12 protein-coding genes and 1 tRNA gene are annotated in these 11410 nt (G+C 44.8%); 10 read left to right on the top strand and 3 right to left on the bottom strand.

The annotated features are described in order from the left end of the window. Window positions 1-2 precede the first annotated feature (2 nt). Window positions 3-75: transfer RNA gene (locus ACQEXS_RS13535), tRNA-Gly, on the bottom strand. Window positions 76-448: 373 nt separating this feature from the next. Between ACQEXS_RS13535 and ACQEXS_RS13530 the strand changes: the two genes are divergently transcribed. Next, complete coding sequence (locus tag ACQEXS_RS13530) at window positions 449-1147, top strand: hypothetical protein (protein ID WP_367989129.1); 699 nt, start codon at window positions 449-451, stop codon at window positions 1145-1147. A gap of 49 nt (window positions 1148-1196) precedes the next feature. On the opposite strand, the gene orn is transcribed toward ACQEXS_RS13530, so the two are convergent. Next, window positions 1197-1742, bottom strand: a complete 546-nt coding sequence (orn, locus tag ACQEXS_RS13525; RefSeq protein WP_427014177.1) for an oligoribonuclease — start codon at window positions 1740-1742, stop codon at window positions 1197-1199. 142 nt (window positions 1743-1884) lie between these two features. Here orn and rsgA point away from each other — a divergent pair, with 142 nt between their 5' ends. The 3 genes from rsgA (at window position 1885) to ACQEXS_RS13510 (ending at window position 5520) form a co-directional block, all read left to right on the top strand. Beyond that, window positions 1885-2940 (top strand): small ribosomal subunit biogenesis GTPase RsgA, encoded by a 1056-nt coding sequence (rsgA, locus tag ACQEXS_RS13520; RefSeq protein ID WP_367987998.1) that lies wholly within the window; start codon window positions 1885-1887, stop codon window positions 2938-2940. Between the two features lie 102 nt (window positions 2941-3042). Further along, the gene (asd, locus tag ACQEXS_RS13515; protein WP_427014176.1) at window positions 3043-3936 is read left to right on the top strand and encodes an archaetidylserine decarboxylase; all 894 of its coding nucleotides are present in this window, start codon (window positions 3043-3045) and stop codon (window positions 3934-3936) included. Window positions 3937-4104: 168 nt separating this feature from the next. After that, on the top strand, window positions 4105-5520 hold the full coding sequence (locus ACQEXS_RS13510) for an SLC13 family permease (protein ID WP_427014175.1): 1416 nt from the start codon (window positions 4105-4107) through the stop codon (window positions 5518-5520). Window positions 5521-5940: 420 nt separating this feature from the next. On the opposite strand, the gene ACQEXS_RS13505 is transcribed toward ACQEXS_RS13510, so the two are convergent. Continuing rightward, window positions 5941-6609, bottom strand: a complete 669-nt coding sequence (locus tag ACQEXS_RS13505; protein ID WP_427014174.1) for a helix-turn-helix domain-containing protein — start codon at window positions 6607-6609, stop codon at window positions 5941-5943. Between the two features lie 71 nt (window positions 6610-6680). On the opposite strand from ACQEXS_RS13505, the gene ACQEXS_RS13500 reads away from it, so the two are divergent. From ACQEXS_RS13500 to ACQEXS_RS13475, 6 genes are read left to right on the top strand one after another with little or no spacing between them, the layout of a single operon-like run. Next, the gene (locus ACQEXS_RS13500; protein WP_427014173.1) at window positions 6681-6899 is read left to right on the top strand and encodes a hypothetical protein; all 219 of its coding nucleotides are present in this window, start codon (window positions 6681-6683) and stop codon (window positions 6897-6899) included. 7 nt (window positions 6900-6906) lie between these two features. Next, window positions 6907-7263 (top strand): primosomal protein, encoded by a 357-nt coding sequence (locus tag ACQEXS_RS13495; protein WP_427014172.1) that lies wholly within the window; start codon window positions 6907-6909, stop codon window positions 7261-7263. Next, window positions 7256-7588, top strand: coding sequence for a helix-turn-helix domain-containing protein (locus ACQEXS_RS13490; RefSeq protein WP_427014171.1), 333 nt, complete (start codon window positions 7256-7258; stop codon window positions 7586-7588). Before ACQEXS_RS13495 ends, ACQEXS_RS13490 begins: the two co-directional genes overlap by 8 nt. A gap of 1 nt (window position 7589) precedes the next feature. Further along, complete coding sequence (locus ACQEXS_RS13485) at window positions 7590-8561, top strand: MarR family transcriptional regulator (protein ID WP_427014170.1); 972 nt, start codon at window positions 7590-7592, stop codon at window positions 8559-8561. A 6-nt stretch (window positions 8562-8567) separates the two neighbouring features. After that, the gene (locus ACQEXS_RS13480) at window positions 8568-10325 is read left to right on the top strand and encodes a transposase (RefSeq protein WP_427014169.1); all 1758 of its coding nucleotides are present in this window, start codon (window positions 8568-8570) and stop codon (window positions 10323-10325) included. Beyond that, the gene (locus tag ACQEXS_RS13475; protein ID WP_427014168.1) at window positions 10297-11409 is read left to right on the top strand and encodes an ExeA family protein; all 1113 of its coding nucleotides are present in this window, start codon (window positions 10297-10299) and stop codon (window positions 11407-11409) included. The genes ACQEXS_RS13480 and ACQEXS_RS13475 overlap by 29 nt, the downstream gene beginning before the upstream one ends. The last annotated feature ends 1 nt before the right edge of the window (window position 11410 follow it).

The following is an 11410-nucleotide window of genomic DNA, read 5'->3' as shown; positions in this document are numbered from 1 at the left end:
GGAGCGACACACGAGGTTCGAACTCGTGACCTCAACCTTGGCAAGGTTGCGCTCTACCAACTGAGCTAGTGTCGCATCAACAACGTTTCCGTCGTTTAGGGCTGCGAATTATAAGAGCATTTTTTTGTGATGCAAGTCCTTCTAGCAAAAAAAATCTATTTTTTCTCTGATTGATGAAAAAGCACACAAAACCGTATATTTCCTAATCAACAAGACTTTACATCCTTTAAAGACATCGATTAATACCATTATGAACACGGTGATCTTACACCCAAAAATCTTTCTTTCTCATCAACTAAATGCGAGCAAAACGCACAAATCGCCGATCGCTCTGAGCTAGATTCTGGCTCACAGCGGCTCTTTTACGTTATAACAACCGTAGCATCATATTTTTTGACGTAATGAATAGGACATCTAAACAGCTATCATGGATCGATTTTTTAGCGCAATGACCCACTATTCTTTTTTGCTACTCACCTGCCTTGCCTTTTTGCTTAGCGGGTGTTCCTCTATTCCAAAACCGGTAAGAAACCTTGGTAAGAGTGATATCGACTTTGTCATGGATGTCCATGCAAAACAACAAAAAGAAATGATGGAGACCCTCACTCGAAAACTCTATGTTCGTAACCCCAATCAGCTAAAAAAGTCACCAGGAAAAACCATCGATGATCGCCTGTTACAAATTTTTGGCCCTGCCGAAGAACTTACTCTTCCTAAGCTGGTTTTCGATGAATTGAATGGTAAAACGGGTGTCGATGCCATTCTATTAGGATTTGATGAAACGTTTGAAGGCGATAGAGTGTTTGCCGTGATTGTAGGCTTAACCGAAATGTTGCGTCGCTCCTACAACCACCAGCAAGAGTTTTTTATTCTCGACTCACTCGATGAACAAGCCTTGTATAACAGCGCCAGAAACATCGAAATTTTTGTTTGGCGACTCTATAAACGCCGAGATAGCAATGGTGAGCTTTTTTTACTCAGTAACCGAATGAGCGAAACTGAATACGACACCAGCTTTGATCGCTTGTTTGCAAAAATGGTGATGGTGCAAGATATGATGGCATTGATCGTGGCAGACAGCACCAATCGAAGTATCACGAAAGTGGTCCATGGCGTGGCTCAGTTCGCCTTTTTACCCGTCCCATAACGAAAAAAGCCAGCACCGAATGGGCTAGCTTCAATCAACGTTAATACGCTTAAATCGAGAATATTGTCTGACGATAGTACTTCAGCTCGGCAATAGACTCTCGGATGTCATCTAATGCAAGGTGGCTCCCTTGCTTAGAGAACCCATCTAACACTTCTGGCTTCCAACGACGCGTCAACTCTTTAAGGGTACTGACATCAATGTAACGGTAATGGAAGTATTGCTCGAGTTCCGGCATGTGTTTGTATAGGAAGCGGCGATCTTGACCTACACTATTGCCACAGATTGGCGACTTTCCTTCAGGCACCCATTTCTTAAGGAATTCAATGGTCTCAGTGACAGCTTGCGCTTCTGTCACCTGACTTGCTCTCACACGTTCCACTAATCCACTGCCAGTATGAGTCGTCGTACACCACTCGTCCATTTTTGCCAGTTCTTCTTCTGGTTGATGGATAGCAAGTACTGGTCCCTCTGCAAGCACGTTCAGTTCGCTGTCTGTCACTATGGTCGCAATTTCAATTACTTTGTGGGTTTCCGGGTCCAACCCTGTCATCTCCAGATCAATCCAAATTAAGTTCTGATCACTAAAGGACATAAATCGTTGCCTATTTGTTTACTCATAAAAAAGGTACTATACCCAAATTCGAATACCCAAGATAGTTTTGCTGATGCGTAACGACTCGCACCATCACATCAGTGCAAACTATTGATTAGCGATAACTGCAAAGTAGAGAATTGTGGCAAAGAAGAAAAAGTTGACCAAAGGTCAAGTGCGACGTGTGCGCAGTAACCAAAAACGTAAACTCAAGCAAGAAGAGACCGTCCAATGGGATGAGTCCATGCTGGGTGGCAGCAAATCTGGCCTAGTCATCACACGTTTTGGTCAACACGCCGATATCGAAGATAGCGAAACCCAAGAAATTCATCGCTGTAACTTACGTCGAGGTATCGAGACGCTGGTTTCTGGTGATAAAGTCCTGTGGCGTCCTGGCCTTGAGTCTATGGCAGGGATCTCTGGCGTGGTTGAGGCGGTAGAGCCACGAACTTCCATATTAACGCGCCCCGATTACTATGACGGCTTAAAACCCGTCGCTGCAAACGTTGATCAAATGGTGATTGTTTCTTCCGTGCTTCCAGAGCTCTCTCTAAATATCATTGATCGCTATTTGGTTGCATCCGAAGTGCTTGGTATTGCACCGTTGATTGTTCTCAATAAAATCGACTTATTGGATCAAGAGCAGTTAGAGATGTATCAAGACTGGCTTAGCGATTATGAAGCGATCGGATACAAAGTGTTGTTGGTGAGTAAACAAACAGGCGAAGGCATTCCAGAGCTAGAAGCACAGCTGACCGACCGCATTAATATCTTTGTGGGTCAATCGGGGGTTGGAAAATCAAGCCTCGTCAATGCGCTGCTGCCTGAGCTGAACGTTGAAGAAGGTGAAGTATCGGAAAACTCCGGTTTAGGTCAGCACACAACAACAGCTTCACGTTTGTACCACATCCCTAGTGGTGGCGATCTTATCGATTCACCAGGCGTTCGAGAGTTTGGCTTGTGGCACCTTGAAGCAGAAGAAGTCACCAAGGCATTTGTTGAGTTCAAACCTTATTTAGGCGGCTGTAAGTTTAGAGACTGTAAACACTTAGATGATCCAGGCTGCGTATTGCGAGAAGCGGTAGAGAACGGTGAAATCAGTGAAATTCGTTTTGAAAACTACCACCGAATTTTAGAGAGCATGGTCGAAGTGAAAGCCAATCGCCAATACTCACGCAATAAGAAAGCAGATCTTTAAGTCTTAAGTAAAAGCTCTACGGTAAGTACTGACTTTTGCACAAAAGTTGAGTAGTATCTCGCGCCCAAAAGTAAGCATAACGTTAACATTGGAATTGTAACCATGGATAAGTTTAAAGTTGGACTGCAATATTGGCTCCCACAACACGGGCTAACCCGACTAGTGGGTAAATTGGCTTCTGCAAAAGCAGGCAGTCTGACCACCGCCATCATTCGCTGGTTCATCAAACAATACAACGTCAACATGGAAGAGGCCCAACATTCAGATCCGGCTTACTTCAAGACGTTCAACGAATTTTTCGTTCGCGAACTCAAAGACGGGGCGCGTCCTATCGCTGAAGGCGAGCAACTCATTACTCACCCAGCCGACGCATGTGTAAGCCAATTTGGCCCTATCCAAGACGGTAAGTTGATCCAAGCTAAAGGTCACGATTACACAGCGCTTGAGCTACTTGGTGGCGACAATAAACTTGCAGAAGAATTTGCAGATGGTGAATTTGCGACGCTTTATCTGTCGCCTCGTGATTACCACCGTGTACACATGCCTTGTGATGGTGTGCTACGTCAAATGATTTACATCCCGGGTGATCTGTTCTCTGTAAACCCACTGACGGCAGAAAATGTCCCAAATCTTTTTGCTCGCAATGAACGCGTCGTCTGTATTTTTGACACCAAATTTGGCCCTATGGCGCAAGTTTTGGTAGGTGCAACGATTGTAGGCAGTATCGAGCTTATTTGGGCAGGAACCGTAACGCCACCACGTGGTAATACGGTTTACCGTTGGGATTACCCAACTGATGGCAACAACGCAGTGGTGTTGAAGAAGGGTGAAGAAATGGGCCGCTTTAAACTCGGTTCAACCGTCATCAACCTATTTGCGAAAGGCAGTGTATGTTTCGACGACAGCATGCAGCTCAATCAAGCCACGGTGATGGGAACACCTTACGCCCACCAAACTGTCGAGCAACAAGACACCAGCACCGAACAAGCAGAATAACACGTAGACTGAACTTTAAAGGCCTTGCTAAGCAAGGCCTTTTTTATTGACGAAAAACAAACCATTAACAACAAATTTTATTATTTTTCAAAACTCTAACTCTCGTCGAGGAAGGCAAAATCCATCTCGATTAATCTAGCAATTATCTTCTCTTGTTCGGTGTTGCTTATGCCCAAAATCGATGCTGCCATACTGTTCAAACTCGCAATCTGCTTCGGGTTGCCTTTGCTGCTTCTCATGCTGCCCATCGATGCCATCCCTATCGACGATCTCACTTTAATTCAGCACCGATTGTTAGCGATTTTTCTTCTTGCAGCCTTGTTATGGGTACTTGAACCTGTCCCAGTTTTTGCTACATCTATCCTGATCATCGCACTGGAATTGGTGATGATTTCAGATAAAGGGTTGCATTGGTTTCGCACGCCACCCACAGGTCACGATTTAGGCGAGTTAATCAAATACACCGATATTTTTAGCGCCTTCTCCTCTCCCATCATTATCTTATTCATGGGTGGGTTTGCACTGGCTATAGCCGCTTCCAAATACCAACTCGACAACAACCTTGCTCGCGTATTACTGAAACCCTTTGGAACCCAACCCAAGTTCATCATGCTTGGATTAATGCTAATTACCGCCGTATTTTCTATGTTTATGTCCAATACAGCCACCACGGTCATGATGCTTGCACTACTCGGCCCGATTGTGGCTTCCGCGCCTAAAGGGGATTTAGGCATCAAAGCATTAGTGTTGTGTATCCCCATCGCAGCGAACACTGGCGGGATCGCAACCCCAATCGGTACGCCACCTAACGCGATTGCATTGCAATACCTTACTGGTGAAAACAGCATTGATTTCCTGAGCTGGATGATGATGGGCCTACCCTTTGTCACGGTACAGTTGGCCATAGCTTGGTTGCTGTTGCAGAAGCTGTTTCCATCCCAACAGCAACACATGGAGCTTAAACTGGACGGAAAGTTTCAGCGTAATTGGCGGGCTATCGTGGTTTATGCCACCTTTGCAGCCACGATTTTGCTTTGGATGACCACGAAACTACATGGAATGAATACTTATGTGGTTTCCATTATTCCGTTGGCCGTGTTCACGTTAACAGGCATTATGGGCAAGACAGAATTAAAGCAGATCAATTGGGATGTGCTCTGGTTAGTTGCGGGGGGGATTGCGATAGGGATTGCACTCGACAAAACGGGGCTTGCGGTCGCGCTTGCACATGCCATTGACTATGAATCACTTTCACCGGCAGCCGTCATTATCACGTTATCTATTGTATGTTGGTTAATGGCGAATTTTATGTCCAACACCGCGACCGCAAACTTGCTAATGCCCATTGCTGCCGCCATTGGTGCATCCATGCCTAGTCTCGTCGAGTTTGGTGGCTTACAGAGCTTGTTGGTGGTTGTCGCCTTCTCCGCGTCTCTCGGCATGATCTTACCCGTATCAACCCCACCGAATTCACTGGCCTACTCGACGGGTCTTATCGAAAGCAAAGACATGGCAAAAACCGGCATCATAATCGGTGTTATTGGGCTGCTGCTTGTTTACTTAGCCATATTTTTACTCCATTAACCGCACTTGATACCCTACCCAAAATTTGGGTAGGGCGTCACACTCCCATAATAAATATTAATAATCACCACCTTCCTAGACCAGTCAATTCGTTGAATGGATAAGCAGATCAAATAATTCCATAGTTTATTTTTATAGCATCCAGATAACCGTCGACTCAGGCGTATCATAACCACGCTTTTATATTGAGCACAGTTATACATCTAGTCTAATCAACTAGTAAAAAGTGCTTTTATAAACTGTATAGAACCAAGATAATAGAGGGATAAAGTCAAGATAATAGTGGATTGGCTAGGGATTAAGTGGGAGTCATAGGGAGTAAATGGGAGATAAATTGGGATTGGTATCCTAAATATTTTAACCATCAAAATTGATAAGCACCCTCACAAATGGTTGCCAGGGTGTCTCAAAACTAGAAGCCTAATCTGCAAGCTTTTTCTTCAAAAGTTGTAACTCGCTTTGGAGTTTCTTGACTTTCTCTACTTCTTTAAAATATTTCTCAGCCATTTTGTTCACCTTGCTTTCTCCATCTTTGAAAACAGGAATAAAACTTGCGGCCTGTTGAGCGATCGGAGCAGTTATTTTCAAATAGCTCCTTACGTCTATTTCCTTAACTTCAGTCAGGAATGCATCGGTGGTGTTATTTTCGAAGCCATCATTCACATCCCTCAACGCATCAGCAGTATCCAATAGCTTATCAGTAAGTGGAATATTGAGTTCAGTAAAAACGGTCATGTTCTCGCAAAGTTTTGCTAAGTCACTAAAGCCGATGGCCATTTCAAAAGCACCACCATCTTGGAAATCGAAACCAGTCGCCCAACCAACCTTACCTGCGGTATACGAAGGTATAGTTGGTTTCTCATCAAGTAAAAGAGCATCTGCCGTTACCCCTTCCGAAGAGTAGTTCTCTACTATTCTTTTCAAAACATCGATTGATGGCGTTAGCTCCCCTCTTTCATACCTACTCAGAGTGTCTTTACTTACACCAATTTGTTCTGCCATTTGTGATTGGTTGAGATTAAGTCTCGTACGGACGGACTTAAGTCTCGGCCCAAAAATAGATGCATTCGCCTTTTTATCTATTGACATGTAGATTCATCCGTCTATTATTTATGACTAGTTAGTCGGATTAGTCTAATTCAAACCGAAGGAGGTTTAAAGTGGAAAATGTAAAAACACCTTTATCCGTAGAACAATTTAACGCCATCAAAAGCGGATTTGTTAAGCAAGGAACATCTTTTAGTCGATGGTGCCAAGAGCATGGCTTGAATAGAGCGAATACTAAATCGGCGATTCTAGGAAGTTGGAATGGCCCCAAGGCTTGTGAACTTAGGACTAAAGCAGCAAAAGCATCTGGGTTATACGAAGAATTAAAGTGAGACAGATATGAGTACCCCAATAAAAACAGTAAAAGAGCGAAAAGCTTTCGAACAGGTAGTGAAAACTTTGTCATCGTTGAACATATATCAGGCCAAAAATGTATTGGACTTAGTATACAGGTCAATATCGTCAGGGAAGCTAGAGCTTGCGCCGAACCCAACTCGGTTCAAGAGCAAAATAGAGTTAGATCGAGAACTGCATGACTTTATTTTGAGTATGGACTTAGAGTTCATGACTCAAAAAGATGTTCGCGTAGCTTGTCTAAACAAGTTTGGGAAAGAAAGAACACCATCAAGAACGGCGTTGAATCGGGCGTGGTCTAAACTCCTCCACAAAAAAGAAATGGTGATTATCAATGAGTAAATATAAACACTCAGTCGCTGGCGGTCACCTAAAGCCTACACGACTAGCACTAGAGATTCTGGAAATACTTATTGATAACGGTGTCGAAGGGATGAGCCTCAATAGACTATCCGAACTTATGGAGATTCCCAGAACTAGTCTTCATCGATATCTGCAAATGTTGGTTGAAAGCGGGTGGGTAGAAACTGTGGGTGAGAAAAAAACCATGATGTGGAAGCCATCTAATCACTTTATAAAACTTGCGTTCAACTACCGAGATGCTGTTCGTGCTCAAATTCAAACCATTGAATCTGAGTTCAAGGATTTGACTGGAGAGGAGCTGTAATATGTCAAACGAACTAAAGACACTAGAAACTGCTCAGCAAGCGTTAAGTGACGCTAAGGAAATAAATGCGGCTGAAGCCCTAACTATCTCGCAATCAGAGGGGCAAAGGCTTGGTGAGGCGGTAGATTTTGGTGCGCTACTTGGGCGTGCTCAAATGGCCGATAAACTGTCAAAAATTACCGACGCCGTAAGTTTAAGTGCACTGAAGGAAATCAAAGAGTCTAAGAAATACAAGGCGTTGAAAGGGATTACCTTTGCAAAAAGCTCGACAGTCGGCAGTAATATGGTCGTACTTAAAGGGACATGGGAAGAGTTCTGTGAAATCTATGGTAGCTCAAAATCGACAATAGATGAACGCTTAAAAAATCTGGATGTTTTTGGTGAGCAGGCATTGGAATCAATGAGTGCTATCGGCATGACCACAAGAGATTTTCGTCGCTTACGCAAACTCCCTCAAGAAGACTTAACAGCCATCGTAGAGGGTGAAACCGTAAAGGTTCAAGACCGTGATGAAGCTCTTGAAATCATCGAAGAGTTATCGGCAAAGCACCGTCAAGAGAAACAAGCCCTTCAACAAGAAGTGAATAGCCTGACGCAAGAAAAGCAATCTCATGAGCGCTTACTTGCTGACAAAGACAAGAAAATTAATAGCTTATCGAAAAAGCTCGATACGCCGCTTTCACCAGCTCAAGCTCGTCAAAAGGAAGAGCAGTTGAATAGCCAGTTGCTAGAGCAACTGAATATAGCAGCCCTCGCGGTAGACAGCGGTATGGCTCGACTCTTTGATGCCATTCAAACGATTCAAGAGAATCAACACCCTACGGACATTGACCAAGCGTGTGAGGATACCTTGTTCCGTGTACTGGAGCGTTTCTTAAGCCTGTCTGGTGATATGGGGATAGCCGCTCACGTTATCGAACATCTAGAGCAATGGCATTCAGAAAGTGCGTTGCTAATGGATAGTGAGGGTTAAGTCTGTATGAATGCACTTGAGCTAGAACGCGCACAATACTTAAAGCACTTGATGGCGGAGCTAGATAGTGCAGGCCGTGGAGATAAAGGTTCGATTATTCAACGAGCTACTGATTATCTGTGCATTTCGAAGAACAAACTGTATCAAGAACTCGCGGCGTTGGGGTGGGATTCTGGGCGTAAGAAACGCAATGACTGTGGCGAGTTAGCAATCACTCGTACCGAAGCGGAACTGTTGGCTAACTTATTGCGTCAGAGTGAACGCGACAGCGGAAAACGGTTGATGACCATCCGTGATGCGATTGATGTTGCATTGGCAAACGGACAGCTTTCACAAGACGTTTCTGAGTCTACGGTATTAAGGGCTTTTAGGCGTTTTCGCGTACACCCAAATCAGTTGAACACGATGGAAACGACGACAAGTCAACGCTCACTTTACCCAAACCACGCTTGGCAATTCGACGTGTCTATCTGCGTACTGTATTACCTTAAGGGGGGTAAAGGGTTGCAAGTCATGGCAGAAGATGAGTTCTACAAGAACAAGCCGAAAAACCTTGACCGTATCGTCAATGAGCGCGTGTTACGTTACCTTGCAACCGACCATTACAGTGGTGCTTTCTTCTTGCGCTACTACGTGGCTCCTGGTGAGAACACCGAGACCATTACCAAGTTTTTGTTTGAGGCTTTTTGTGAGCGTAATACAGGGGAGCTTATGTATGGCGTCCCTCAGTTGCTGATATGGGACGCAGGCTCAGCCAACATTGCGCACCAAACTCGCCATATGCTGGACATGTTGGAAGTGAAGCATATCGCGCACACACCAGGCCGTCCTTGGGCCAAAGGTCAGGTAGAGTCCACACACAATATCGTTGAACGCCGTTTTGAGAGTCGTTTAGCGTTTATGGCAATCAGCTCAATTGAAGAATTGAATCAGTGTGCTGTGAAATGGTCGATAGGTTTTCAAGCGCTCAAGGCTCACTCTCGCCATAAAACAAGTCGCTTTGGCCTGTGGCAGACCATACGAACTGAGCAGCTTCGATTGATAAAAGACGTCGAGCTGGTGAAGAGCATGATGCAGCAAACGAAGCCAGAGGTCAGAAAGGTACGACCTAACGAACTCAGCATTAGCTTTGCGCCTAAAGGGTATACCTCACTCGATTATTCACTGGCTCATATTCCGCACATCATTGCGGGTGATGAAGTAAAGGTCTTCGTTAACCCTTACAAGGCTCCTGCTATTCGAGTGATGAGTGTGGATGACATGGGGCAAGAGCACACACATGAAGCGTTACCTATTGAGCGTGATGCCGCAGGTTTCAACCTACAAGCTCCTATCATCGGCGAGCAACACAAAGCGATACGTGAAACACAAACGGACATCAGCCGTAAGCGTCTCGATACCGCAGCGTGGGGGACAGATAACCCACGAGAGATTAAGAAGATTCGCAAAGGGCGTGTACCTGCTTTCAATGGTGACATTAATCCAATGGCAGATATTGAGCAGCAATCTGTCCCATTGTTCATGCCGCGACGTGGTACAGAAATGAGCGTGGAAGGCCAGCCATTAACAGAGCAGAAAATGACAATCATAGGTGCTTCAAACCGCTTTAAAAAGGCATTTAACCCTCATAAAAATGAGCTTTCAGCCTTTAAGAAATCATTAAAGGCTCAATACCCAGAAGGCATTTCGGAAACGGAACTCAACCTATTTATCGAACAATGGGAGCAAGGCGAACATGATTACGCTCAGAGCGCAGTTAGATAACGCAGGACTGACGGTACAAGCGCTAGCTGACTATCTAGAAATGAACTACAGCACAGTGCATCGAGCGGTAAGGTTAAATGAACCACCCAAACGAAGAGCACAAGAATTTACAGATAAAGTAGAGGCATTTTTTGCTTCTAACGGGCTAGAGGGAGTAAGCGGTTGGTCAAAGGCTGCCACCAATGACCAACCAGAACCCCAGCTAGACGAAATCAATCAGGACATCGAACTGGAGAATCAAATGTTAACACAAGCAGCAATGAAACACTTCAAGCTATTCAGAAACCCTTTCATTAACGACATTCGTGGTGTACGCGACATCTACTTAAATGAGGATAGTCGTTACGTCCTGGCGGCGATGAAAGACGTAGCACGCAATCAAGGTATTCTGGCAGTGGTTGGTGATTCTGGGGCGGGTAAAAGTGTGCTTCGTCGTCTACTCCTTGACGAGTTGCACAATGACGGTGACATCTCAGTCATTCAACCGAAAATCATCGATAAGACACGAGCAACGGCGGCTGGCATTTGCGATGCCATTATCAATGACATTAGCAGTGAAACACCAAAGCGCAGCATGGAGGCAAAAGCACGACAAGTTGAGCGCTTACTTATGACAGCGTTCAAAGGTGGTCAACGTCACGTTCTCATCATCGAAGAAGCGCATGACCTAACCATCCCAGTGATGAAGTACCTTAAGCGCTTTTGGGAGTTGGAAGACGGTTTCTCAAAGCTGCTTGGGATCTTGCTGGTTGGTCAGACAGAGCTATTTCACCGTCTTGATGAGCGTCGTCATTATGAACTGCGTGAGTTTATTCGTCGTTGCATGATTGTTGAGGTTCCGCCTTTAGATAACGACATTGAGTCATATTTGAAGCATAAATTTGAACGAGCGGGTTGTGACTACAACAAGATCATGGATCACACAGCAGTATCCGCCTTAAAAGAGCGTCTCCAAACACGCCGTAATCAATCGGGCAGTTTAGTCTATCCCCAGGTCATCAATAACTTGATCTCTCATGCGATGAACCTATGCGCTTCACTCGACGAACCCAAAATCACTGACGAAATCATTAAGGAGCTGTAAT

It is taken from the genome of Vibrio sp. TRT 17S01 (assembly GCF_050113695.1).
In the GTDB taxonomy this organism is placed as follows: domain Bacteria; phylum Pseudomonadota; class Gammaproteobacteria; order Enterobacterales; family Vibrionaceae; genus Vibrio.
This window is presented reverse-complemented; position numbering and strand designations above follow the sequence as displayed.